The organism is Ruegeria sp. BF8 (assembly GCF_056538625.1).
On the sequence record NZ_JBQFTL010000008.1, the window covers coordinates 1 to 23,414 of the forward strand.

Annotated in this window: 22 protein-coding genes; 15 read left to right on the forward strand and 7 right to left on the reverse strand. The window is 52.6% G+C overall.

Annotated elements, in window-relative coordinates:
* Nucleotides 1–1,289: 1,289 nt before the first annotated feature.
* The gene (locus tag ACR0LD_RS18735; RefSeq protein WP_170357388.1) at nucleotides 1,290–2,828 is read right to left on the reverse strand and encodes a ShlB/FhaC/HecB family hemolysin secretion/activation protein; all 1,539 of its coding nucleotides are present in this window, start codon (nucleotides 2,826–2,828) and stop codon (nucleotides 1,290–1,292) included.
* 124 nt (nucleotides 2,829–2,952) lie between these two features.
* Nucleotides 2,953–3,252: a hypothetical protein gene (locus tag ACR0LD_RS18740; RefSeq protein WP_480638431.1), complete on the reverse strand. Its 300-nt coding sequence runs from the start codon at nucleotides 3,250–3,252 to the stop codon at nucleotides 2,953–2,955.
* 381 nt (nucleotides 3,253–3,633) lie between these two features.
* Here ACR0LD_RS18740 and ACR0LD_RS18745 point away from each other — a divergent pair, with 381 nt between their 5' ends.
* From ACR0LD_RS18745 to ACR0LD_RS18755, 3 genes are all read left to right on the forward strand, one after another.
* Nucleotides 3,634–4,149, forward strand: coding sequence for a DUF805 domain-containing protein (locus ACR0LD_RS18745; protein WP_170357387.1), 516 nt, complete (start codon nucleotides 3,634–3,636; stop codon nucleotides 4,147–4,149).
* Nucleotides 4,150–4,222: 73 nt separating this feature from the next.
* Nucleotides 4,223–4,993, forward strand: a complete 771-nt coding sequence (locus tag ACR0LD_RS18750) for a hypothetical protein (RefSeq protein ID WP_170343554.1) — start codon at nucleotides 4,223–4,225, stop codon at nucleotides 4,991–4,993.
* The gene (locus ACR0LD_RS18755) at nucleotides 4,977–5,513 is read left to right on the forward strand and encodes a hypothetical protein (protein WP_170343553.1); all 537 of its coding nucleotides are present in this window, start codon (nucleotides 4,977–4,979) and stop codon (nucleotides 5,511–5,513) included. Before ACR0LD_RS18750 ends, ACR0LD_RS18755 begins: the two co-directional genes overlap by 17 nt.
* Nucleotides 5,514–5,960: 447 nt before the next feature.
* Here ACR0LD_RS18755 and ACR0LD_RS18760 read toward each other — a convergent pair whose 3' ends face one another.
* Together ACR0LD_RS18760 and ACR0LD_RS18765 are read right to left on the reverse strand one after the other, a co-directional pair.
* Nucleotides 5,961–6,164, reverse strand: a complete 204-nt coding sequence (locus ACR0LD_RS18760) for a hypothetical protein (RefSeq protein ID WP_058283652.1) — start codon at nucleotides 6,162–6,164, stop codon at nucleotides 5,961–5,963.
* A gap of 236 nt (nucleotides 6,165–6,400) precedes the next feature.
* Nucleotides 6,401–7,168: a helix-turn-helix transcriptional regulator gene (locus tag ACR0LD_RS18765; protein ID WP_093962973.1), complete on the reverse strand. Its 768-nt coding sequence runs from the start codon at nucleotides 7,166–7,168 to the stop codon at nucleotides 6,401–6,403.
* Nucleotides 7,169–7,321: 153 nt separating this feature from the next.
* On the opposite strand from ACR0LD_RS18765, the gene ACR0LD_RS18770 reads away from it, so the two are divergent.
* The 7 genes from ACR0LD_RS18770 (at nucleotide 7,322) to ACR0LD_RS18800 (ending at nucleotide 14,909) form a co-directional block, all read left to right on the forward strand.
* Nucleotides 7,322–8,422 carry an ABC transporter ATP-binding protein gene (locus ACR0LD_RS18770; RefSeq protein WP_254432852.1) on the forward strand — a complete coding sequence of 367 codons (1,101 nt, stop codon included), beginning with the start codon at nucleotides 7,322–7,324 and terminating at the stop codon, nucleotides 8,420–8,422.
* Between the two features lie 34 nt (nucleotides 8,423–8,456).
* Entirely contained in the window at nucleotides 8,457–9,620 is a 1,164-nt protein-coding gene (locus ACR0LD_RS18775) for an ABC transporter substrate-binding protein (RefSeq protein ID WP_170368212.1), read from the forward strand.
* Between the two features lie 38 nt (nucleotides 9,621–9,658).
* Nucleotides 9,659–10,510: an ABC transporter permease gene (locus ACR0LD_RS18780; RefSeq protein ID WP_093962199.1), complete on the forward strand. Its 852-nt coding sequence runs from the start codon at nucleotides 9,659–9,661 to the stop codon at nucleotides 10,508–10,510.
* A 7-nt stretch (nucleotides 10,511–10,517) separates the two neighbouring features.
* Nucleotides 10,518–11,339, forward strand: coding sequence for an ABC transporter permease (locus ACR0LD_RS18785; protein ID WP_480638435.1), 822 nt, complete (start codon nucleotides 10,518–10,520; stop codon nucleotides 11,337–11,339).
* Between the two features lie 18 nt (nucleotides 11,340–11,357).
* The gene (locus ACR0LD_RS18790; RefSeq protein WP_170343551.1) at nucleotides 11,358–12,116 is read left to right on the forward strand and encodes an SDR family NAD(P)-dependent oxidoreductase; all 759 of its coding nucleotides are present in this window, start codon (nucleotides 11,358–11,360) and stop codon (nucleotides 12,114–12,116) included.
* A 1,780-nt stretch (nucleotides 12,117–13,896) separates the two neighbouring features.
* Entirely contained in the window at nucleotides 13,897–14,586 is a 690-nt protein-coding gene (locus tag ACR0LD_RS18795) for a hypothetical protein (protein ID WP_170382452.1), read from the forward strand.
* A 74-nt stretch (nucleotides 14,587–14,660) separates the two neighbouring features.
* Entirely contained in the window at nucleotides 14,661–14,909 is a 249-nt protein-coding gene (locus ACR0LD_RS18800) for a ParB N-terminal domain-containing protein (protein ID WP_039524390.1), read from the forward strand.
* Here the strand turns inward: ACR0LD_RS18800 and ACR0LD_RS18805 are convergent.
* The 3 genes from ACR0LD_RS18805 to ACR0LD_RS18815 form a co-directional block, all read right to left on the reverse strand.
* Nucleotides 14,901–15,914, reverse strand: a complete 1,014-nt coding sequence (locus ACR0LD_RS18805; RefSeq protein WP_480638437.1) for a fatty acid desaturase — start codon at nucleotides 15,912–15,914, stop codon at nucleotides 14,901–14,903. The two genes, ACR0LD_RS18800 and ACR0LD_RS18805, sit on opposite strands and share 9 nt — an antisense overlap.
* A 74-nt stretch (nucleotides 15,915–15,988) precedes the next feature.
* A complete protein-coding gene (locus tag ACR0LD_RS18810) occupies nucleotides 15,989–16,195 on the reverse strand; it encodes a cold-shock protein (RefSeq protein ID WP_170382448.1) in 207 nt (68 codons plus the stop codon).
* 817 nt (nucleotides 16,196–17,012) lie between these two features.
* Nucleotides 17,013–18,020, reverse strand: coding sequence for a helix-turn-helix domain-containing protein (locus tag ACR0LD_RS18815; protein ID WP_170357373.1), 1,008 nt, complete (start codon nucleotides 18,018–18,020; stop codon nucleotides 17,013–17,015).
* Nucleotides 18,021–18,152: 132 nt separating this feature from the next.
* On the opposite strand from ACR0LD_RS18815, the gene ACR0LD_RS18820 reads away from it, so the two are divergent.
* From ACR0LD_RS18820 to ACR0LD_RS18840, 5 genes are all read left to right on the forward strand, one after another.
* Nucleotides 18,153–19,550 carry an amidohydrolase family protein gene (locus tag ACR0LD_RS18820; protein ID WP_170343535.1) on the forward strand — a complete coding sequence of 466 codons (1,398 nt, stop codon included), beginning with the start codon at nucleotides 18,153–18,155 and terminating at the stop codon, nucleotides 19,548–19,550.
* 26 nt (nucleotides 19,551–19,576) lie between these two features.
* Nucleotides 19,577–20,341: a DUF3299 domain-containing protein gene (locus tag ACR0LD_RS18825; RefSeq protein ID WP_480638439.1), complete on the forward strand. Its 765-nt coding sequence runs from the start codon at nucleotides 19,577–19,579 to the stop codon at nucleotides 20,339–20,341.
* Nucleotides 20,338–21,516, forward strand: a complete 1,179-nt coding sequence (locus ACR0LD_RS18830; RefSeq protein ID WP_170357375.1) for a carbohydrate porin — start codon at nucleotides 20,338–20,340, stop codon at nucleotides 21,514–21,516. The genes ACR0LD_RS18825 and ACR0LD_RS18830 overlap by 4 nt, the downstream gene beginning before the upstream one ends.
* 114 nt (nucleotides 21,517–21,630) lie before the next feature.
* Complete coding sequence (locus ACR0LD_RS18835; RefSeq protein ID WP_170337130.1) at nucleotides 21,631–22,011, forward strand: hypothetical protein; 381 nt, start codon at nucleotides 21,631–21,633, stop codon at nucleotides 22,009–22,011.
* Between the two features lie 1,056 nt (nucleotides 22,012–23,067).
* The gene (locus ACR0LD_RS18840) at nucleotides 23,068–23,373 is read left to right on the forward strand and encodes a hypothetical protein (protein WP_480638441.1); all 306 of its coding nucleotides are present in this window, start codon (nucleotides 23,068–23,070) and stop codon (nucleotides 23,371–23,373) included.
* The last annotated feature ends 41 nt before the right edge of the window (nucleotides 23,374–23,414 follow it).

Genomic DNA, 23,414 nt, shown 5'->3' on the forward strand with positions numbered 1-23,414 from the left:
CTCGGGACTGGTTTTGAAGTACTTGAAAGAGGCAGGTTTGGTCATGGGCAAAAGCTACGCAACCGTCCTGCCTGCCTCAAGACAAGTTCTTCTGACAAGACCCAGATGACAATTGAGGAACTTTTGGTCGATTAATCTCATTGTCCGAGCAAAACCCACCAAGTGAGCTTCAGCGCTGCTTTCGTTTAACCGAAATAATGCATCCAGAGTGTTTTGGATGCCGTGCAGGGACATCTCGTGCCATAGCGTCCACGTTTCCGAGGTGCCGCAACGCTCCGTTGTTCAGCAACACACCGCGCCCTGCATCGTAACGGCGCTGTCCAAATCCGCTGGCAACGCATTCCCAGTTTTCCTTGGTCGCTGCGTTGCGGAACCTGGGTAAGTCGTGCGGGTCATGCCGTCCAGGTGTTGCTGCGACATGATCGTGTTTCTTTGAATTGCTTTGGTGGGTCAAATGGTGGGTCACTTGTGTTGTGCCAGTTGGCTGGACAGTACCGGTTGTCGGCCTTGGCTTTGGGCGCATAACTGTCACGACGCCTTGTGGTTTCGGATGTCCTGGGACAGCCACATGAGTTGCCGTAGGTTTTGGTGTCAACTGTGGAACTTGACCAGGAACTGCTGTGGGAACTTGATTGGGAGTCGCGGTTGGGACGAGCGGTGGCACAGCAGTTTGACCGTTAGGTTGAGGCGGAACCTGGCCAGGAACAGCGACTGGTATTTGGTTGGGTGTTGCTGTTGGCACCAGGGGCGGCACATTGGGTTGAGGCGGAACCTGGCCTGGGACAGCTATCGGAACTTGATTGGGAGTCGCAGTCGGAACTTGCGGCGGCACGGCAGTCGGTCCGGTAGCCAACGGCGGAACCTGATTGGGAACGGCTGTCGGAACCCGGTTTGGCGTCGGGTTTGGCACCAATGGAGGAGCTAGGGTCGGCGCTACGACGGGTGTTGGAACTTGACCGGGCACAGCTATCGGAGTTGCGATAGGAACCCGACCGGGAATTGCGTTCGGGACCGCGCCCGGCGCAAGGACTGGAACAGTAACGGACGTGGGCGTTTGCGGCGTTCCTCGAGGTGGCAACTGATTTGCCACCGGCTGCGTTGGGCCGGTAATTTGATTGCCTGGCCCTTGCCCACCGGTCTGCCCGCATCCTTGGCCGGACTGGTGTGGGTTCCCTACACCTCGGCACCAACCGTATTGGTTTCCGCGGGCAAAGACCTGCGTAGCGGCCAGTCCAGCAATCAAACAAGCTGCGGAAAGTAAAGCAATGCGGTTCCGTTTCATAACATCCTCACCAACTTGTTGTCAGAGCAAGATACGCGCCAGGATCGCCAGAGTCGGTCAAAGGACCGTCCCTCAAAGGAACACCGACATATCCGGACAAGAATAGGTTTTGCTTAAACTCAATGTCCAAACCCAGACCTGTCGATGCCAGTGTAGCACTTTCAACTTCAAAACTCGCAGGGTCATTGTTCGAGATGTACCCCACGTCGAAAAAAGCAAAGGGTGTTAAGCGATGTATGCTCTGGGACCTAGGGAAGTAGGAATGAGACACTTCGAAAATCGCGGAGATCCCGGAATCACCATCTACCTCGTCAAAACGATATCCGCGCAAAGCATAACGATCACCAAGGAAGTACTCCTCTACCGAGGGCAGCCGGTCGGTTGTGAACTGGCCCCAGATCTCAGTGCGCCAAGCTGTGTTGGGCGACAAGCTCGTTAGCGGGCTTTCGTATCCAATGCCGCCCCGTAGATGCCAGAACGAGGAGTCGCCGTCGTCAAAATTCGCGTCCGTCGTATTATTGTTGCCAAACGATAAAGTTAACCCAGCCTCCAGAGTTTGCCCTTTTGGATAGTTTTGCCCATAGAGATACGTTAGGCCGACGACACCTGCGTCACTGGATAATGGCACGCCGCCACTGACTGAGTCCGCCTCGGAAAGGCGATAATCCAGCAGAAGATATCCATAATGGGCCACATCGCGGATCACGGGGTAGCCCAACGCGACGGTGAAGTTCTCGCCATCAACATCTGTTCTTGCAAACTCCCCCGAGAGGTCACGTTTTGCATTTATGTTTCCGTAGAAAACCTCACCGTATAGACCATCGCTGTTTAGCGGCGTGCGATAGGTAACAGCGCCCCACAAAGAGTGTTCGTCGTCTTTGTCCCAATTGTAGTTGCCAGACCCCTCAAATCGCAGCAAATCCCCGACAGTCAGCGTCGAATAAAACTCTTGCACGACATAGAAGCTGAGCGCTTCTCCCAGCTCACGCGGAGGGTTGTCGAGTGTCGCACTACCGGCTTGTTTTCGCAGTGGCTCTCCCAATACTCTCAGCCGAGCACCAGCCTGATCCGGGTAATCAAGTTCGGTCGACACGTCCAAGTCGGGTATGTCCTCGGCGAGCATAACTGCCCGCTCAAATTGTTTGAGAGTTATCGGGTATGCGGTGGTGAGTGGGCGAAAGATCTTTTCCAAGGTTTGGAACGTGCGCGTATCTACCCCTTCAATTTCGATGGTTTGAATGCGTCCTTCATCCACAACTATGCTCTGCCCATCGGGTCCAGGCCAGGCCTCAGCCAAGAAGTAACCGTCTTCTCGGTAGATCTGCGTAATCGTTGATGCGACATCCGCCGCTGTGATGCGCCCCGACCGGTCAAAGGCCAACTGACCGGCAAACGTTAACAGCTCATCGGTATCATACACCGTTACGCCACTGACAGAGTGCTGGGATGCGATGTCCCAAGTTTGGGCCATGCTGTATTTTGGGACTGATACAATAGCCAAAAAAGTGCAAATGATCGCAATTACAACCGAGTTGGTTACGGGCATTTTCTACAACCTTAGCATGATTGAGCATGTTAAAACCCAATCCTATTACGAGGTTTGAATGTCTGAGCTTACCGGTACTCAAATTTGATCACGACTGGTGCTTTCGAGATACACAGCGACCAGATTACAGTGCACCTTCGTCGCCCAGGAACTCGATACCAGCTGTCGCGCCATCACTGTAAGCAATGCAATTCCAAGGAGCACGGTCCTCACCAACACCGACAGTGACTTGTGTTCCAGCTTCGCTAAACGCGGATGAGAGCACAACGACTTGCGAATTGTTCGTTGTTTTGGCTACATCTCGCAAACACGCCTGCTGAGCGGATGTGAGTTCGGCGGACGCGCTAGACGTACTCGTTTCGTCACATGCCGCAAGCAATGCAAACAAAGTTGTGCCTGCAATCATCACTGTCTTTTTGGTCATTTTCTTCTCCATCAGGGTCCATCGAATCTAGTGAAATTGGATGCTCCTTTTTGAAGCGTCCGCTTCTACTCAGCCAATTGAGCACAGCTCGATCCGGTGCTTACCTATCTCAAAGATTTGTCGCCAACGGATTGGTCGGGGGAACGATATCGAGTTGATTGCCGGGGCCGACAACAACGGAGGTAAAATAAAGTTGTGTCGAATTCGCATGTTTGAATCTTATTTTTAATAAATCAATATTTTTTCCGCGCGTAAATTTCTCTACGCTCTCGTACGATAGGCCTCTGCGTTCAAACAAAAAAGTAACTGGGAGCTAAGAGTGTGTTCCCCTGAGCGGCGAAGCGATTTGAGGCCGCACAAAAACAATGAAGGGATTGAAAGATGGGATTTGGTGAAGCCGTTAAGACGTGTTTCTCGAAATACTTCCAGTTCTCCGGTCGGGCTATACGCTCAGAATACTGGTGGTTCTTCTTGTTTGTGGTTCTCGTGAGTGCCGCATTAGCTGTGCTGGATACGATCATATTCGGGACCAACCCCGAAACAGGCCAAGGATCTCGGGTCCTGTCCTCTGTTTTCCAACTGGCTGTTCTCATACCTATGCTGGCCGCCGGTTGGCGAAGGCTGCATGATACAGGACGACCTGGCTGGTATTTGCTGCTGCCGATGGCGCTCAGCATTACAACGCTCTTTGTTATGCTGGGTGGGGTGGCGTTCTTTTCGGTATTGGAGCAAGGGACGGAAAACCCCGATGCATTGCGAGGACCTGCGGCCGTCCTGGGCGTGACCGGTATTGTTGTTGTCTCAATTCTTCAATTGGTTCTGTCCATTCTGATGATCTGGTGGTTGACGCGCCCTTCGGAAGAAGGCGCAAACGAATACGGCGAGCCTGTTTCCTGACCTGGTTGTCCGGGCAACGGGCCGGAATTTCTGCTGAATGACAGTGCGAACCGTAACTCAATGGAGAGAAAAAATGAGCTTCAAAACCATTTCCATTGGAATGCTACTGATGGCAGGAGCGACCACAGCATCAGCGGAGTGGTCGTTCAACTCCGGGCCTAATCCCAATGCATTTAATCAAACCGGAAACATGACCCTGGAACTTCAGTGTAACCGTATCCGCTTCGCTCCAGCTGGATATGAGGACAGCCAGGACATTGTGGAGAAGCAAGGGCTTTCCATTCGTTTTTTGAAGAACGGCACTACCGAGGTTGGGGCATTTCAGGTTGGCGCAGAAAACGCTGCCGTGCAGATCGTCGACAACTATCCCGTCGAGGTCAGTTTCAATAGTCAAGAGGACTATGGTTTTGTACTGGACCAGCTTGCGGCCAATGCATCGGTTAATCTGTCGATGATTGATCAAGATGTCAGCTACGGAATCTTTGACTTGAAGGGTTCCAGCGCAGCAATTCGGTCCCTTCGTTCCGCCTGCGACTCAGATGCTAGCCAAGGGACCTCCTACGAAGCACCCGAAGGCATCGTCTATTGTGGTGGCGGAGCGAAAAAACGCCAAATCGAATATGTAATTCTGGACAATCCAGAGGGGGAGTGGGACGCGCGAGTAACGGTCAACGGCGAGTCGATCAGAGCCATGACGGCCTACAGTTACTTCGGAAACTATGAGCCGCCCGCCGGATTTGTCGTCGCCCTGCTTGGGGAAGACAGGTCCGAGTTTCTGATTTTTAGCGAAGGCTCGGTAAACTGGCTGGAATACGGGGACTACAGATATGATCAGTGCAATTGATGCCACCTTCCAAACAGCTTCCCAAATAGTGCGTCAATTGAAAGGTTTAGTTTCCAGGTTTGTGCTGGTCTCTGGTCTAGTATGGAACTCACCAGCTGTCGCGGCTGATGTATCGCAACTTCCGCCCGGTTTGCAGGCGAAGGTTGATCTGGCGGCACAGGCCTGCGCGGAGTTCAACGACGGTCAGTTTGACTTAGACTGGGGTGCGGTTGAGAGGGTCGATCTCGACGGAGATCTACGACGCGACTGGGTTCTGAATGAGTCTGGTTTCGCGTGTTCAAGCGCCGCATCTCTTTATTGCGGAACTGGCGGATGCATGTCGCATTTTTGGGTTGGTGAAGAGGTGCAATCCTTGCTCAATCAAGGCTGGACAGTCGTTGATTTTGGGCGCCAACGCGTTGTTGTGGCAGGTATTCATGGATCCGATTGCGACGGAATAAACCCAACGCCTTGCGTTACGGCCAGTGTTTGGGACGCGGACGCTAAAACGTGGCGCTCGTCTGCTGGTGATTGGGAGTAAACTGCAATTGGGCACCGTATAGAAGCCTGAGAGCCTGTTTGTTCGATGGGTTCTCTGTAGCATGCAAACTTTGGGCGAAGTTTCAGCATATTAATTTATAAAATCAATCTTATACATGTAGAAGTTTAAACGCACCTACACCCAGTCTCGGAAATTGCAAAATCTTTTTAAGAATGTCCGCTTCGGGCTCAAGGCAGACGTTCGCTCACCTACGCTCAATGACTGAATTGCGGACGAAGCGGTCTGTGGTTCTCCAATCAAATCGGCCGACCTTAAGTTTACAGTACACGGTTGTGGAGAGTGAGAAGGATTTGTTGTCTTCACTTCCGGAAGTATAGTGTCTCAATTGGCACCCTTATTGCATGCTGAGCAGGACGTTATGGCTCACGAGCGTCCAGATACCTTCCGGTTAAGCCCTTTTGAGTGTCAGATGGTATCGTCCCAAAATTAGGTTGTTGGTTGTTCGGGTGCGTCACCTAGAGCCAGCAGCAAAAGAATAGCCAAAAGAGGTGATCCAACCAGACCGATCAGGAACCAGATCAAACCGGATCGGTTGCGCCGCCCTGCCATCGTGATCGGCAGGATATAAAGCCAGATCACGACAACCAGCAAGATGAGCATAAAAATCAACTGGATAACTGGTGCGTCCATGAAATTTTGCCTTTCGTATCTTGACGCCATTTTTAAAACGGCTGATCCGGTTTGATAGACAATGGCCCGAAAGCGTTTTCGGGTATTAATTTAGCCCAACATGGGTCCCGGGCGTCCCAACCCTCTCCCTTTGCGTTCCTTGGCTATCAGACAGTGCCGTCCAAATGTTTGGTGTTTTCCGGGTCACAAGGTAGCAAGGTCGGCAAAACGGATAAAGTGGGTGTTCAAGGAACCTTTTAAAGCGCCTTTTCAATGAACTTTGAAAAAAGCTCACCCTGCGAGTTGATCCTAAGTTTCGCGTAAATGTTGCGTCTGTGGATGCGGACTGTGCCTGGAGAGATGCCGAGAATTGTGCCAACAGCTTCTGCCGAATGGCCCTTCAATGTGAACTCAACGACTTCTCGTTCTCGTGGCGTCAGAACGCCATCGCCAAATGCCTGGAATGCTAGATCAACGCGACGACTAACGCCATTCGCTGCGGCGCCGCGGGCCATCGTTGGAAAGTCACTCCAATGTTTGCAACAGGCTGCCCGAACGAGCGGCCATAGAGCGTGCAAATGACGAATTTCCTTGGCGGAAAAAGGCTTCTCTGCTCGCATGAGCGAGACCACAACCATCCCAGCGCCTGGGATATCGATAAAGTAGCCAATCTCCTCTGCTAACCCAGTCCTTTTGTAATAGCTGCGATAGTATTCGCCCTGATAGAACCTGTCCGGTGCGATATCGCGCATGCGGTACAGACCCGGTGTTATTGGTTTTGTCGCGGCCAAAAAAAATGGATCAAGTACGTAGGGCCCGGCTTGGTAATCCTCAACAAAAATACGCCGTTTGCTTTTGGGGAAATCGTCGTGAAGGTCTATTGGTGCTTCGGTTCCAACATGGCCAAACACCACCGTAAAATCAAATGGTGCGACCTGCCGTAAGCCATCTGCCAAAGCACATGGAAATTCTGGGGTTCCGATCTTCTCCACGACCCTGCCGGCCTCTTCCATCCAATCGTACACACGCCGCTCCAGATTTTCGAAAAGCACCTCTATACCCCAATTGTGGTATATACAGTTATTCCGAGTTATTGTTACTTTTTCCTTGTTTGAGTGGTATGCCAACAAATGCCAAAAAATCAAGCAAAAGGAAAACGGCAGTATATGAGCTTTGACATGAGCGTCACCATGCAGACGATTGCGGAACTCCGAGGAGTGACCAAGACCTTCGGGAATGTGGTCGCCGCCAAAGACCTGAATCTTTCCATTGGGAAAGGAGAGTTCCTGTCGTTCTTAGGCCCATCTGGTTGCGGCAAAACCACTGCGCTTAGAATGTTGGCAGGTTTCGAGAAGCCAACCGAAGGTCAGGTGTTGCTCGATGGAGAAGTCGTCAACGACTTGGATGCGCACCATCGCCCAGTCAACATGGTGTTTCAGCACTATGCTCTTTTTCCTCACCTAAGCGTGTTCGACAACATCGCGTACGGCCTGCGCCAACAACGACCACGCGTAGACAAACAAACAATCGCGACAAAGGTTGAGCAAGCGCTGGAAACTGTCCGTCTTGGTGGGTTTGGCCCACGTCGCATCTGGGAGATGTCTGGTGGTCAGCAGCAACGCGTCGCTTTGGCGCGTGCGATCGTAAACGAGCCCAAGCTTTTGCTGCTTGATGAACCAATGGCTGCTCTGGATCGAAAGCTTCGAAAAGAAATGCAGTTTGAACTGCAGAACCTGCAAAGACAACTAGGGATAACTTTTGTCCTCGTCACGCACGACCAAGAAGAAGCGCTTTCAATGTCTGACCGAATTTGTGTGATGGAAGGCGGCAGTATTGTGCAGGTTGGCAGCCCACGCGAACTCTATGACATGCCCCGCAGCCGCTACGTGGCTGGATTTGTAGGCACCTCAAATTTCTTTGATGCAACTGTGACTGACTCAGCAACCGACCAAATCACTGTGCGTTTAGCGAGTGGCCAAAAGGTGCACGGAACTCCGGAGATTCCAATAGATGCAGGGCAGGAAGTGTGCGTTAGTATCCGTCCTGAACAGATCACGCTGACTCGCGCGCTACCCACAGCTGAAATCGCTCTGCCAGTTACCATTCAAAATCGGATCTTCCTTGGGGAGCACACAGAATACCTTGCGCGCAACGAAGCACTGGGTGATTTCCATGTACTTGTGCCAAGGCAAGCGGAATTGAACGAGGGGACGTTCAATGCAGGAGAGCAGGCCTTTGTTTCATGGGGCGAAGGCGCACTGCTGATCCTGGAAAAATAACAAATCCCGCAATCCAACAACAGAGAGGTTCACAATGACCAAGGATAATGGGACTATTTCCAAGCAAAAGTTCATGGAAGAGCTTCGCCGGTACCAAAAGGGTTCGGTTACACGGCGACATTTCTTAGGCGTGACAGGTCTTGGGATGGCAACGGCCGTTCTGGGCACGGCCATTCCTGGGTTGCGTCCACGCCCGGCATTTGCTGCCGGGGACATTGGCGACCGAGTGATCCTCGCCACATGGCCGAACTACCATGACGAGATGAACTTCGAAGCCTTCACGGAAGCCACTGGCGCCCATGTTCAGGTCAATGTTTTTGGCTCGAATGAAGAGATGTTGGCAAAACTACAGGCTGGAGGGTCTGGCTGGGACGTTTTCGTTCCAACCAACTACACGATCACTACGTATGTGGGTGAAGATCTGATCATCCCGCTCGATACGTCCAAACTGCCAAACTACGACGCAGGTTCATTCGAACAGCGCTTTTCCGATGCCGGTTCTGTCGATGGCCAGCTTTACGCGGTCCCAAAAAACTGGGGCACGACTGGCTTTGCAGTGAACACCAGCAAGCTTGACGGCGCTCCGACTCCAACCACATGGAAAGAGTTCTGGGACCTTACTATGGAAGGTTACTCAGGCCGGACAATGGTGCATGATTACCAACTCACCACCATCGGTAATGCCCTGAAATACTTCGGCTACTCCTTCAACTCGGTCGATGAGAAGGAACTGGCGGATGCCGAGAAATTGTTACTGGATGCCAAACCGCATCTGTTTGCAATCTCGTCGGATTATCAGCCACCGATGCGTAACGGTGACGCCTGGATGACGATGTGCTGGACAGGTGACGGCAAGCAGATGAATGTCGACATCCCTGAAATCGCCTACGTTCTGGGAACTGAGGGCGGTGAACTCTGGTCCGACTACTACGCTATTCCTAAGGGCGCACCCCATATGGATGCCGCTTATGCCTTGATCGACTTCCTGCTGAACCCGGAAGTTAATGCGAAAGAAGTCCTCGCCCACGGCTATCCATCGGCTGATGCTCGCACCAATGCGTTGCTGCCGAAGGAACTACTGGAAGATCCGATCCTTTATCCGGCAGCTGACCTTCTGAATGCACTCGAGTTCGGCGCGGCGGCTACACTAACCGATCCAAACCGTGCCGAGTTGCTCGCCCGCTTCAAGTCGGCCTAAGCGGCAAGGCCGCCAATATCGGAAAAGACGAGGACAAAATGACCGAACGAGGCAGAAAAGCACTGTTGCTGGCTCCAGCAGGAATATGGCTTTTGGTAATGCTAGCCCTTCCTCTGCTGGTCGTCTTCGTCTTTTCCTTTGGCGAACGGGGTGCCGCCGGAGGCTACGTTCCAGCGTTCACGTTGGAACAATATGCCAACCTTCCTGCGCGATGGACGGCGTTTAAGAACACTTTGATCCTTGCACCTCTGGGGACTATCGCTGCGTTGGTAATTGCCTACCCGCTCGCCTACTTTCTTGCAGTGCGTTGTTCACCAAAGTGGAGAACTTCGCTGTTGATCCTAGTGATCGTGCCGTTCTGGACATCGATCCTGATCCGGTCATACGCTTGGATTTTCATCCTTGGGGGGCGTGGCTTGCCCGCTTTACTGGAGTCGATCGGCATCGATGATATCCGCCTGATAAATACGCCGTTCGCTGTGCTTGTCGGGATTGTCTATGGGTATCTACCTCTGATGGTTTTCCCGATTTTTGTAAGCTTAGACAAACTGGATAAACGCCTTCTGGAAGCATCGGCTGATCTCGGCTCTACCCCATGGCGTACGTTCCGTCAGGTGACACTTCCTTTGTCGGTACCTGGTATCGCAACTGGCTGCATGCTGGTCTTCATCTTGCTGATGGGCGAGTTTCTGATCCCAGCGATCTTGGGCGGTGGAAAGGTCTTTTTCGTCGGAAATGCGCTGGTGGACCTGTTCCTGCAGTCTCGGAACTGGGCGTACGGATCGGCGGTCGCAATGACTCTGGTTGTCGTAATGCTTGTCACTGTCTCAATTTACATGAAATTCATCTCGCGCCTGGGTGGCCAGCGCGAAGATGTCTCGCTGATGTGAGGGTCCGATGCGCTTATACGCGATTTGCGTCTACCTTTTTCTCTATATTCCAATCGGCATCATCGCGCTTTTCAGCTTTAATGCCGGACGACACGCAAGCCAGTTCATGGGGTTCTCGACCCAATGGTATGGTAGAGCGCTGAACAACCCATTTGTAATGGACGCGCTCGAGACCAGTCTGCTTGCGGCATTAATAACTGCTTGCCTCGCATCCACTCTCGGAACCATGGCGGCCATCGCTTTACAAGGGGTTAAGGGATGGCTCCGAACTTTGTTTGATGCGATGATTTATATTGCGATAATGATACCCGGTATCGTCATCGGCATCGCGACACTCATTGCCCTGGTCACCGTATTCGGCTGGCTAAACCCGCTTCTTGCAAGCCTATGGCCCGATGGAGCAAATACCCCGCAACTTTCCATGGGGATGCCCACGCTTGTCGCCGCCCACACCATGTTCACAATGGCGCTGGTCATAATCATCGTACGTGCAAGGCTATCGGGTATGGACCGCGCGCTCATGGAAGCTTCGGCTGACCTCTTTGCGACGCCCTGGGGCACCTTTCGACAGGTGACCCTGCCGTTGATAGCACCGGCAATTTTGGCAGGCTTCCTGCTCAGCTTCACTTTCTCATTTGATGATTTCATCATCGCGTTCTTCGTAGCTGGCTCAGAAACAACCCTGCCAATCTACATATTCTCATCCATCCGGCGCGGCGTAACACCCGAGATCAATGCCATCGGCACTATGGTTATGGGCGCGTCGCTCTTGTTGCTCGTAGCAGCGCAGCTGCTTTTGCGCCGAGGCGCCTCAAAATCGAATAATTAAATAAAGGAGCCAAGTGACATGCGGCTTGCAGGTAAGGTCGCGCTCGTGACGGGCGCGGGATCAGGAATTGGTCGGGCGGGTTCAATGGCAATGGCACAAGAGGGTGCGCATGTTGTGGTAACCGATCGCGATGCAACCCTTGCTGAAGCCACTGTGGCCGCGATCGTAGCGCAGGGAAATCAAGCATCTGCCATACAGCTTGATGTGACCGATGACGATGCCCTTACCAGAACCATAGACGAAGCAGTTAAAAACTTCGGTCGGCTTGACGTGTTGCACTCTCACGCTGGGTTGCAGATCGAAGGAACGCTGGAAGAAGTGGAACCAGATGGAATGGATGCTTCTTGGGCATTGAATGTCCGCGCTCACTTCATTGCCGCGCGTGCAGCCGTCGCCCATATGAAATCACAAGGTGGAGGCAGCGTGATCGTCACGGCCTCCAATTCTGGGGTTCAATATGACCGCGGTATGATCGCCTATGCGACTACAAAGCACGCTGCTGTTGCGATGGTCCGGCAGATGGCAGCCGACTACGCTGTCCATGCAATCCGTTTCAATGCCCTATGTCCAGGATTTGTAGACACCCCTTTCAATGCAGGCTTCGAAAAGCAGATGGGAGGCCGTGCCAAACTGGAAAGCTACATCGAGCAGGCGATCCCCATGAGTCGATGGGCGACAGTTGAAGAGATTGGCCATGGGATCGTCTATTTGGCTTCAGATGAATCCGCTTTTATGACGGGGCAAGCCCTGGTTATCGATGGCGGTGAATGCATTTAGTGATGGGTTAGACCGCTCAAGAGAATGTCTATCGCCGCAATTCATTTTGGCGAGCACATTTCAGTCCGCTTTGGGCTCGAGGCAGACGTTCGCTCACCTACGCTCAATGACTGCATTGCGGACAACGCTGCCATCCGCATTTTTTCCAAAGGACCGCAGACAGCCCAAAACGGACATTCGCAATTAGACTTTGCAATTCCCGAGAAGCGTAGCAGATCAACCATTTGCTCGCGCCGCGAGTGCTTGCGCAGCATCAGTTCACAGGAGCGGCACGAATGTCGATGCGTTGCTGCTGATGACGTCAGGCCAGTCATTCATAGCCACGAGGAAACCTTGATCACGTACCGCTCTGTCGCCGCACTCAGGCTCGACAAGAGAGACGCGGACTTAAGCTGCCATTCGCTGCTGCTCCGCCCCCAAATCCCTACAACAACAGATTAATGCCAAGTAACTTCTTTCGGCGGTTCACCAGGCTACTTGGTCACGTGCTTGTTTCACAAACACCTGCCTTAGCAGTACTAGCGTTGCGACGAGGGAAACTTCCTTGACTCTATTCTGGCAAAGGACCACAAACGTGCATTGGTGAAAATTACTCGTCGTCGCGATGCTGCCGGCTTCGATGATCCAATGGCCTTCAGACTAACTGTAGCATGTGCCCCAGCATAGGAACGGGTCGCGCTGGGGTTTTCGCGTTGAGCTCGTTCCTCGCAAGCATTCGCAACTGTCACCTGACATGCTCCAGTTATCGCGTGACCCATCAATGAAGGCGCCGTATGAACAGAACATGGCTTATAAATCGCGTGCCCGATGCCGGATAGATCAGGTCTCAGGCTCCGTTTCAATCAGTCACTCATCGTGTTTTCGCGCCGCGTTCTTTGTTTGATCCCGACACTCTTGGTGTTGCTCTCCGGAACGCAGCTTCCCGCCCAAGTCGCAGGCAATGCCGATGGATCGGTCTGTGACGAAGGCTTCGAAAACAAGAACGGATCGTGTCAAAGAGCAAACGCACCTGAAAATGCGCATTTGACCGGCAGTTCCTATGGTCCAGGTTGGGTATGCAACCATGGATTCAAGCGTGTTGGAGATTTTTGTGAGGAAATAGAAGTTCCTAAAAACGCATATCTTGCATCGACCGGAGATCGATGGGAGTGCAATCGGCTCTTCCGACAAGTCGGTGAAAGATGCGAAGAATTGATAGCGCCTCAAAATGGGTACGTCGGAACCCGGTTTGGCGCACAGGAAATACACTGCAACTGGGGATTTCGTAAGGAAAGCCAAACATGTGTTGCAATAGAAGTTCCAAAAAACGGTCGTCTGAGCGACAAAAGAAGCTCGGATGGGTGGGTATGCCTCAGAGGGTACAGGGCAGCGGAGAGCGGCTGTGAGCCTGTGGCCGTTCCACAGCATGCATACCTTGCGCCTGAAACCTACTCTGGATGGAAATGTGAACGTGGCTTTCGCGCAAACCAGGACAGTTGCGTTGCGATCCTAGTCCCTTCCAACGCTCATTTGAATCGAAGAGGTGATGGTTGGGAATGTAATCGGCCGTTCACAAGACAGAACGATAAGTGCGCCGAAAATATGCCGCGAAAATAAGTTCGCTGGAAATCAATATCGCCTGACAAATCCGGAAGGACCAAGCCGTGAACCATAACTCGATTGACGAAAACCTTGGCAAAATGCTCAAGGCCGAAAGGGCGCATCGCTGGTCCTACAGAGTAAAGATGTTTATCGCGTTATTGGTGTTTGTTGCGACCATAATTGTGGTGGTGTTTCTCTGATGCGCAAAAATGCCCCTCAAGTAACCCTTCACGGTTCAAAGATGTCGGCTCGTGGTCTGGAACAAAGAGCATTTCAGGATCGCAGTGTTCGTGAGTCGCGGAACGCTGACGTAGCAGGAGTGATTGAAGAAGAATTTGGAAAGTACTTGATTAAGGCCGGCATCCTGAGCGGTAACAGCGTTGCGCGCGCATTCCCCAAGCCACCGGCTAAAACGCAGACAATGATTGCTGATGCAGTCGGCGAAACACCAGCATTGGCCATCGAAGCATTAAAAGAAATTCTCGGTGAACGAGACAGGAAACGTAGCGGTCAACGCCGTTTGGAGAGAAACTCCGGCACCCTCGTTCCCAGTGAAAGAGAATATGCCGAGGCATTGCGACAGATTAGGCTCACCCCTGCGCAGGTCACTATGCTCAAAGCACTTACAATCGCAGGCAAGGACGGTCTGACCATTGGTCATTTGTCTCAGGCGGCCGGTTACAAATCGCGCGAGGCCTCCATCAAGGTTTTTAAGAAAATCGGACTATTGATCGCAGAATATCTGGAACTGGACCTACCCGAAGCCGGATCGGTGCAGAATGATGGCGCCGCTCAGGTCCTGGCGTTTTCTCACATCGAAAGTGACGATGAGCCAGCCACTTGGGTTATGCATCAGGAACTGCGCGACGCTGTTCGTTCGGTTCTATGACGCACGTTCCAACCCCCGCTTTTGCAACGAACTCTGAACCGGAACAATTGCACGAAAGGTTTCTCACGTAGCTTATGTTGGAGAAAAGACCATATCCGCTCGACCTGATCTATGTACCTGTGAAACGGGCGAAAACGCTTGATCAACAAAAAGTTCTGACGCTGGCCGAAGATATCCTGAAGAACGGCCAGAAGACCCCGATCCAAATACGCTCGGACAACAAGAGGTTCGTGCTGATTGAAGGCCTTCACCGATTAGAGGCCATTCGCGCCCTGGGCGGTGATACGGTCGAAGCCTATCTGGTACGCGCCAGACTACACTAAATGCCTTTTGGAATTGGCGTTCGACAAAGCCTCGGAAAATGTCAGCAGACGTTGACTTTTTTCATCCCAAAGATGCAATCGTGCACAATGAAAGCTCTCATATAGAGTAATACGCTGGCAATTTTCTAACGCAGAATGGTCACGCAAAACTTCGTTTAGCCGGTAAAACGGTATGCGGCTGGCAAGGTGGTGAACATGGTGTACGCCGATGTTAGCAGAGAACCACCGCAGGATGCCTGGTAGGGCATAGTGAGAACTTCCATAGAATGCGGCGTTCTGAAGGTTCCACCCCTCTTCCCGTTCCCAGGTCGTGTGTTCAAACTGGTGTTGAATATAGAAAAGCCAAATACCAATCGATGATGCGACAATCATGGTTGGTAGGAAAACATACGATAATACCTCAATGCCTCCGGCCCAAATAACTAGGGCCAATATCCCTGCAATTGCAGCGTTTGTTCCCATCGCACTTGCCCAGTACAGCCAGCCCGAACGCATGAAACCAAGAGGTAAACGGTTTTGAATAAAGAACGTATAGATCGGCGCAACACCGAACAGGAAGACTGGGTTCCGGGTCAGACGATAAGCGGCACGCCCGAACCACTTCCGCTTCAGGTATTCTTCAGTGGTCAATGTAGGGATGTCACCCATACCACGCCGATCAAGGTTACCGGTTGAAGCGTGGTGAATCGCATGGCTTTGCCGCCAAACGTCATAGGGTGTCAGGGCAAGAACACCTAGAACCCGACCGGTCCAATTGCAAACAGTGCGACTTCTAAAGAAAGATCCATGACCGCAATCATGCATAATGATGAAGATACGGACCAGAAACGCGGCATTCAGGATGGCCAGTAGTATTGCGATCCAGACACTAAAAGATAACGCAAACCACGCTAGGGCCCATAGCGCAAATAAGGGAGCAACTGTGATCGCAAGTTCAAAAACACTGCGCTTCGCATCGGCAACACGGTATTGCGCGAGCACCCGCGTCCAGTCTTTAGGTTGCAAGTTACTTGTTCTCCAATGGCTTATTGTAGCCCATTGTTCAATAGGGCACCCGAAAAGGGTGCCCTTAAAAAAGGTCAGGCGAGTGCCAGATTGGCGGCGCTTTCGCGTCCGTCACGGCCAGCTTCGACGTCAAAAGTAACCTTCTGACCGTCTTTTAATTCACTAAGGCCGGAACGTTCGATTGCTGAGATATGTACGAACACATCGCGCTTGCCATCTTCAGGCTCGATAAAGCCAAAACCTTTAGTCGAGTTGAACCATTTTACTGTGCCATTTGCCATGGTGGAAATCTCCAAATACTTGCCGCCCGCATTATTGCGGCGACTCGGCGTGGTCGGTCTGAATCGAAAGACTGAACGCCGAATTGGGGAGACAGCAGGTCGAAAAAGAAAAACGTAAGCCTTGTGTATATGGACTTCGAGTACGCACGATACAAGCCTTGATGCGGTGGAGGGCAACAGAGAAATCGAACCTGCCTGGCTTAGAACTCTACAAGTTGAGAAGACGCTGTCGTTCTGCGATCCAAACGCGAAGGCGGCTTGGGAGGCCGTACAAAAGATCAATGACCGCTTTTGGGAATCTATCCCGCAACATCCGAGACAGCTATAAGCGTCCGTTTTGATGCCGTAGCGAGACTTTGCAAAGTCCGGTTTCTGCGCATCGCTGACATTGGTGCTTTCGGCAGCATCGGTTGGTTTGGGCTCAGTGTTGCCGTTCTCCGCAGCAAGCATGATTGGCTGGTCCCAGCCTGAAGCAGGCATTCACAATCACGCTTTTCAGTTTTGCACCAAGCCATTGACTAGGACATGCGCGACGTTCAGGAAATCATGTTGTCTGCTGTAAACGACTGAATTGGGCTCGGTGCCATCGTTGTCTGCTGTTAGCATGATTGGCCGCACGCAGCCCGAAGCGGACCTTCGCAACCAAGCTTTGCTAACTCCGAAATACACAACGAAACGGCCAGTTGCAGAGGTTGTATCGGCGGTGGCAACCAACCATTCATGTCGTCGACTAACCTGCTCAACGTCGCACTACAACTTCTCCGAACTGATCCCACGAGGACCTAATCTTCGAAGCGTTCATTTGGCTCGACCACATTTACTTGCTTCGGAACTTGGTCGGTGTCATTCCGGTCTGACCTCGGAAAAAGCGAGTGAAATGGGACTTGTCAGAATAGCCGAGCATCAGTCCGATCTCTGCAATTGTCATCTGGTTTTGTTTGAGGTGCTCCTTGGCGACATCGATACGCAGCCGTTTGATTTCGCGCGGTAGCGTTGTGCCTTGTTTTTGAAGCGCTTTCAGAAACCGTTCCGGTTGTATTCCCAGCATTCCAGCCACCATCTCTGGTCCCAAATCGGTTTCATCCAGTTTGTCGCGTAAGACAGATCGCAAAGCTGCCACCACGGTTACTTCTTCATCTTGTCGAAGTGATGCTATGGGCTTGGCAGAACCCTCAGAGACGTGGTGCAAAAACAACCATTCCACAGGAAAACTAATTTGCATTCCGGGATCAGTCCCAAGGCCAACCTCGATCCCTTTGTAGTCGATAGGCAGCCCATTGATGTATCTGCTTTCCCATCGCACACGGGAAGAGTCCCAGGACTCTCCGACGACGGTCTGCAATAGGCGTACATAGATTGCGGCACCAAAACCGGTCACCTGAATGGGTGGGACGGTTGGTTCCTGTTGCCTCTCGATACGATAAGTCGCTTTGTCTGCTTCAATGACAAGGCTGTGCCGCACAGAATTGGACTCCTGCGGCACGAGCTCAACAAAGCGGGTAAAAAACTCGAACAGCGTTTTTGTAGATTGCAAGGCTTGAGCGAAGGGCGGCCATCCTTGTAGGTCAAACGCTTCCCCTACATTCAGTCCTAGGTATCGATCCCCTGATACTTCTGAGAAAGCATTTACCAAGCCGTAAACCAACTCGGAGTGAACGAACACGGATGGGTTAGTCATCAGTTCAGCTTTCAAGCCGACCTGATCCAATGCTGGTTGCGGATTGATCTTACGTTCGGTGAGATATTGCAGAAAGGGAGCGGCTAAAGAGAGGCGAACAAAGCCCTCGCTATGCTCTCGGGAGGTGGAGTTGAAAGGCAAGCTCATAACCCTTGTTGGATTAGCTTTAAGAAGTGGCCATTTTTGCAGTCACATTCGTACATCCTAATTCAAAAGGGGCAACCGAGCCAATGAATTCCAGACTATAGTTGGCAAAACATGAATATGAAGGGAGTACTTATGTCCGGCTTACGAATGTCTCTTTGCTCGACGGCAATTGTCGCGGCAGTTCTTTCTTTTTCGGCGACCGCGCAGGCTCAGGATCAAGAAGAACCCCAAACGCTGTTTACCAACGTGCATGTCTTCGACGGTGTGAATGAACAGCGGATCGAAAATGCAAGCGTTCTGGTTGAGGGCAACCTTATCAAGGTCGTCTCAACTGATGCGATCGATGCCCCCAATGCGGAGGTGATCGATGGCGGCGGTAGGACACTCACACCGGGCTTCATTGAGCTTCACGCACACCTCATGCTCATGGGACCGTCTATCGCTTCCATGGAAACGAACTCGACCTGGGAGGATTTTGGCATCCATGGAACCAGGATGGCCGAGATGTACCTGATGCAAGGATTTACGACTGTAAGAGATGCTGGCGGCGCCAACGGCGGTCTGCGGAGGGCCATCGACGCCGGACAGATCGTCGGTCCACGTCACTATGCGTCAGGCGCGTTCCTCGGGACACGCGGCGGCCACGCTGACTTCGCATCCTTCACCTCGCCGCCGGGCGGACAGACCAACTTCGGTAATCTGAACATGGCGCAACAAGTCAGCGGTGTCGATGATGTCTACCTGTATGGTCGTAATAACATGCGCATGGGGGCGACACAGCTGAAATTCATGCAGTCGGGTGGGGTGATCTCGGCGTTTGACCCATGGCAGTTGCTCGCCGGCTCCAAGGAAGAAATCGAAGCTGCCGTTCAGGTTGCCAACGAATACGGCACCTATGTCATGGCGCATTCTTACCGCAAGGAAGCAATCATGAACGCCCTTGAGGCCGGTGTAATGTCCATTGAACACGGCTTCTCCTTCGATTGCGAGATTGCCGAGATTATGAACGAGAAAGGGGCTTACATAACGACTAACCTCACGGCTTTTGATCCGGGTTTGTTGGATATCCCATCGGTCAAGAACGAGCCCAAGAGCCTCGCGAAAGCGATATCGGCGTCCGCGACTTTCGCGAACTACATTCCGAATATGAAGGAATGCCCGGTAAAACGCGGCTTTCAGACCGATTGCGTGGGATCAGTGGAAGCATGCAACATCCAGATTGCTTATGAAAAACATCTCAATAACGAGTTCTTCGGACCGTACCAGTCGATGGTGACACTTACGTCAATCGGCGGTGAGGTCGTAGCTTTGTCAGGCGATTTTTCGAACCCTTACACGGCTGGCAAGCTCGGTGTGATCGAGGAAGGCGCCTATGCGGATATCCTGCTGATCGACGGCAATCCGCTCGAAGATTTCTCGGTGGTTGGTACGGGTGATCAATGGTTTGGGGCCGACCCGAGGCCTGAAAGCCCAGAAACAATCCGCCTGATCATGAAGGACGGTGTGATCTACAAAAACACACTGGATTGACCAGATAAGGCAGCCGGAGAGCATTCATGCGAAATTGGTTTTGCTCCGCAGTATTCGCAGGGTTGGTTTTGTGCGGTTATGATGCTGCGGCGACGCCTGCAACCGCGTTGGACTGGGCAGACCTGCTAGATCCGTCTGCGCAGGTCTTTGATGACCCCTATCGTGATCTCAGCCCTGAACAGTTCGACGATGTTCTTTTCGTTGTGCGTATACGCGGCAGGTTGCAGCAGGAGGTTGGCAGCGCCGAAGAACGGCAGAAATGGCAATTGCTTTTAGCAGAGACCGAAGACGCCTTGGTGTCAGACGGAATTGACGTCGACTGGTTGCTCGATCAGCGCGAGGTTGTGACTGAACGTCGAAGAAAGGCTGGAACGAGCGGAAACCCGCAATTCGACGGCCGAACAATCACACTCGCGGGCTTTGCCATTCCTGCTCCGAGCGATCCGGACGGCCGGCCTGTGGCGTATTTGGTGCCAGAAAGAGGGATGTGCAGCCACATGCCTCCACCTCCGCCTAACCAGATGATCCGTGTGCGGTTGAACGGGGACTGGGCGCCTAGCTATTTCCACGAACCCGTTCGGCTGACAGGCACGCTGACTATCGATCCTTCCGTTCATAATATGATGGTTGTGGATGGCCTCATGCCTATGAATGCGACTTTCCAGCTAGAGGCGGAACGTGTCGAAACTCTGGAAACCGAGGCAGACAGGTTGGAATGGAAGCAGCGTGCTGCTGATCGCATCCGCGCGGCAGGAAATCGCAAGACCGGTGGGGCACAGGCGTCAAAATGATAAGACTTCTGGTTGCCGCATTGAGCCTTGCATTTGCTGGCGCAGCGTCGGCTCAGGGACTATCCGGGCCATCTTCAGTCGAAGCCGATCTTGCGCCCGGAGACGGGCTCACCGATCCGCAATATCGTTCCGATTTTCCACGCAACATCGCACCGGGTTGGTTTCAGTGGAAAGACCGACTGGCTGAGGGTGGTTTTCGGTTCAACATTGACTACCTGGCATTGGGCCAAACCACGGATGCTGATCTGGGAACCGGCGAAGCAGCCAGCGGAATTGCGCGGTTCTACGGCAGTTGGCAGGCAACTGAACGGGGGTCTCTGACATTCAAGATCGAAGACAGGCACAGTTATACTGACGTTGCTCCGCAATTTCTCGGGCTGGATGGCGGAGCCCTTTCAATCACGGGAACAGCCTTCAATGACAACGGTTTGCTTCTGACCAATTTGTTCTGGACCCAAAGGGCTGAGAATGGGTCGTGGGCGCTGCAAGTCGGCCAGATTGATGTAACGGACTTTGTGGATATCTACGGGTTGGTAAGCCCCTACAGTGGTTTTCAAAACCTGTCTTTCAATACCAACCCGACAATCAACACGCCCAACCAAGGCCTTGGTATTGCCGGTGGGGTAAAGCTGAGCGAGAACCTCTACGCCGTTGCCAGCGTATCAGACGCAAACGCCGACCCGTCCGATCCAAACTTTGATGTGTTTAGCGACGGCAATCTCTTCAAGTCGCTCGAACTTGGGTACACGTCCGGCTTTGATCGCATCTACTTCGACAATATCCATCTGACCCTCTGGCATGCGGATGCGGCTGACGATGGCAGTCGAGCAGAAGATTACGGCGCAGCGTTTTCCGCCGCATGGTTTGTTGACAATAAATGGATGCCGTTCTTCCGTGCAGGGGCCTCGAAGGGAACCGCAGCGCTTTATGAACGGTCGATTTCTGCCGGTCTCGGTTACTATGGTCGCAACACCGATTTGGCCGGTCTGGGCCTAAACTGGGCCGAAGCAAGAGGCATAGATGGCGATCAGTTCACGCTTGAAGCTTTCTACCGCTTTTCAATCTCACCCGGACTGCAGATCACGCCATCGGTACAATTCATTTCCGACCCGCTTCTAAATCCCGATCAGGACCGGATTACCCTGTTCGGTCTAAGAACCCGGATCGTTTTCTAATGCGGGGTGAAGGCAGTCACTAAGGGGTGTGCCAAAGGGCAACTAAGAGAGATCAAGCGCGTGCCGGAATTTTCAACGCCGGTCGAATGAAGTTGGGAAGCAAAGGAACAATCTATGAAGATTGCATACGGAATTCTTGCAGCCTTAGCAGTTGTGTTTTTCATCCTTGGAGGCAGCGATGCCCATGCCAAAGACAACAAGGGTAAAAAGCCGAACAAGGGGGGCAAGAACGGTGATGTCAGCATTCAGATAGAAGACAAACCCGGCAAAGGCCCAAAAGCTGTACCACCTGGACAGATCAAGCGCTACACGCGCGGTGCCAAGCTCCCATCTGACCTGGAGTTCGAGGATATTGGGGACCTTTCCAAATGGAAGCTTGGGGAGCCGGGCAAAGGAAACCGCTACATTCTGGTCGATGACGAAGTCCTCGAAGTTACGAATGACCTGTCTACCGTGGTCGATGCCGTCGGCATCGTCGGTGATCTTCTAAATTAGGCGAAAGTACGATGTTTCAGGGCAAGAACTACCTCGTTTGCCCTGACGCTGGCCGGGGCGATCATTTGTGAACCCCGGCCCAAGTTCAAAACCCGGATCCGAGGCGCTACGATGATAAAGGCCCTTCTTGTTCTTTTTGCGCTTGCTACCTTTTCGTCAGCACGCGCCCTACTCGCTCAGGAAAACGGTGCAACTGAAGTCCCGCAAACAATACGCTTTGAGGGCTATGTATAGCCCAGTCGCGAAGCAGAACTGTCGCCTTTGGTGGACAATGTGGTCAACCGGACTTTGCAAAGTCTGCTTTCTGCGCATCGCTGACCATAAAGCGCGTTGAAGCATTTTGTATTTTGGGCTCCCTGCAGCCATCCGAACCGAGCCCGCCGAGCGACCGCTTCTGGCAGCGAATGTCAAGGTTTCCTGCTATCCCGATGACAGGGCTGAAGTTTCTGAGCGGTTCCAATGGCTGCTTTTGAGCCGTCATCCAAGCTTGAGCCGCTGCGCCGCCGCAAGGCGGCTACGAGCCCACTTTGACCGATGCTGCGCGATCCCCCAATTACAGCAATGCGCAGGATAGGGACCATTGCATAGTTTGAGGACGGCCCAGACCTGCCGTTCACTCGTAGCACGGCATGCTGCGGTGCGGCCCGCCGAACCTGATATTCGCTGCAACGGCTAAATCTGCGGATTGGCGAATTACACAGTGCGGACCGAACCGCCGGTGCCCGGCTATGGGTGAAGGCCGGCTTTGGATAGCCGTGTCCAATTAAAACCCATCAATAGGACCATTCTCACAGCCAAGGTCGTCGAAACGGACTTGAGTATGGTGGCCGAACTGGCAGCATAGATCAATGGAACAGAAACCTCCGGCCAGATCGGCAGAAAATCTGACAACGGTCGAGGACGCGTTGGGTAGCACATCATCCCTCATGATCCCTCATGGTGTATGAAAATTTTTGCAGGTTGCAATTCGAGATCTGGGCTTGTCTCATGCGAGAGTGTCAGCGCGTGTCGAAAGGCTGACGAGATCAGAAGCAACTCGAGATGGGGAACAGCCGAGTGGACACCGTCGAAATCAAATCCTTGTATCGAGCCTCGGGCACATCGCTTGCACCGAAGCTGCGAAGATTACCTGCAATGGTAGCTCTCTTTGCAGCCACCATTGCACCACCTGCCAAAGCTCAGGAAGACCTCAGCGAGATCAACAACGGAACAAATCCAACGCTGCTCACGACGCAGTTTGGGCTTCAGTATCAGTTCAACCAGATCAATTCCGACCTGGGTGCTGTCAGACGAATTCGAACAGTCTCAGTTTGCCGCGGAAACCGCGAACCTATCCGGAACAAAGCTGACGCCACTCGCTAAGAGCGGCGGCGCGGGTCAGCTTGAAGGTGTCTCGACTGGCT

What these genes read in the sequence shown, in the direction of transcription:
- ACR0LD_RS18735 (WP_170357388.1), bottom strand. Translation starts at nt 2,828, where the DNA reads ATGCCCGTAACCAACTCGGTTGTAATTGCGATCATTTGCACTTTTTTG.
- ACR0LD_RS18740 (WP_480638431.1), bottom strand. Translation starts at nt 3,252, where the DNA reads ATGACCAAAAAGACAGTGATGATTGCAGGCACAACTTTGTTTGCATTG.
- ACR0LD_RS18745 (WP_170357387.1), top strand. Translation starts at nt 3,634, where the DNA reads ATGGGATTTGGTGAAGCCGTTAAGACGTGTTTCTCGAAATACTTCCAG.
- ACR0LD_RS18750 (WP_170343554.1), top strand. Translation starts at nt 4,223, where the DNA reads ATGAGCTTCAAAACCATTTCCATTGGAATGCTACTGATGGCAGGAGCG.
- ACR0LD_RS18755 (WP_170343553.1), top strand. Translation starts at nt 4,977, where the DNA reads ATGATCAGTGCAATTGATGCCACCTTCCAAACAGCTTCCCAAATAGTG.
- ACR0LD_RS18760 (WP_058283652.1), bottom strand. Translation starts at nt 6,164, where the DNA reads ATGGACGCACCAGTTATCCAGTTGATTTTTATGCTCATCTTGCTGGTT.
- ACR0LD_RS18770 (WP_254432852.1), top strand. Translation starts at nt 7,322, where the DNA reads ATGAGCGTCACCATGCAGACGATTGCGGAACTCCGAGGAGTGACCAAG.
- ACR0LD_RS18775 (WP_170368212.1), top strand. Translation starts at nt 8,457, where the DNA reads ATGACCAAGGATAATGGGACTATTTCCAAGCAAAAGTTCATGGAAGAG.
- ACR0LD_RS18780 (WP_093962199.1), top strand. Translation starts at nt 9,659, where the DNA reads ATGACCGAACGAGGCAGAAAAGCACTGTTGCTGGCTCCAGCAGGAATA.
- ACR0LD_RS18785 (WP_480638435.1), top strand. Translation starts at nt 10,518, where the DNA reads ATGCGCTTATACGCGATTTGCGTCTACCTTTTTCTCTATATTCCAATC.
- ACR0LD_RS18790 (WP_170343551.1), top strand. Translation starts at nt 11,358, where the DNA reads ATGCGGCTTGCAGGTAAGGTCGCGCTCGTGACGGGCGCGGGATCAGGA.
- ACR0LD_RS18795 (WP_170382452.1), top strand. Translation starts at nt 13,897, where the DNA reads ATGCGCAAAAATGCCCCTCAAGTAACCCTTCACGGTTCAAAGATGTCG.
- ACR0LD_RS18800 (WP_039524390.1), top strand. Translation starts at nt 14,661, where the DNA reads ATGTTGGAGAAAAGACCATATCCGCTCGACCTGATCTATGTACCTGTG.
- ACR0LD_RS18810 (WP_170382448.1), bottom strand. Translation starts at nt 16,195, where the DNA reads ATGGCAAATGGCACAGTAAAATGGTTCAACTCGACTAAAGGTTTTGGC.
- ACR0LD_RS18815 (WP_170357373.1), bottom strand. Translation starts at nt 18,020, where the DNA reads ATGAGCTTGCCTTTCAACTCCACCTCCCGAGAGCATAGCGAGGGCTTT.
- ACR0LD_RS18820 (WP_170343535.1), top strand. Translation starts at nt 18,153, where the DNA reads ATGTCCGGCTTACGAATGTCTCTTTGCTCGACGGCAATTGTCGCGGCA.
- ACR0LD_RS18825 (WP_480638439.1), top strand. Translation starts at nt 19,577, where the DNA reads ATGCGAAATTGGTTTTGCTCCGCAGTATTCGCAGGGTTGGTTTTGTGC.
- ACR0LD_RS18830 (WP_170357375.1), top strand. Translation starts at nt 20,338, where the DNA reads ATGATAAGACTTCTGGTTGCCGCATTGAGCCTTGCATTTGCTGGCGCA.
- ACR0LD_RS18835 (WP_170337130.1), top strand. Translation starts at nt 21,631, where the DNA reads ATGAAGATTGCATACGGAATTCTTGCAGCCTTAGCAGTTGTGTTTTTC.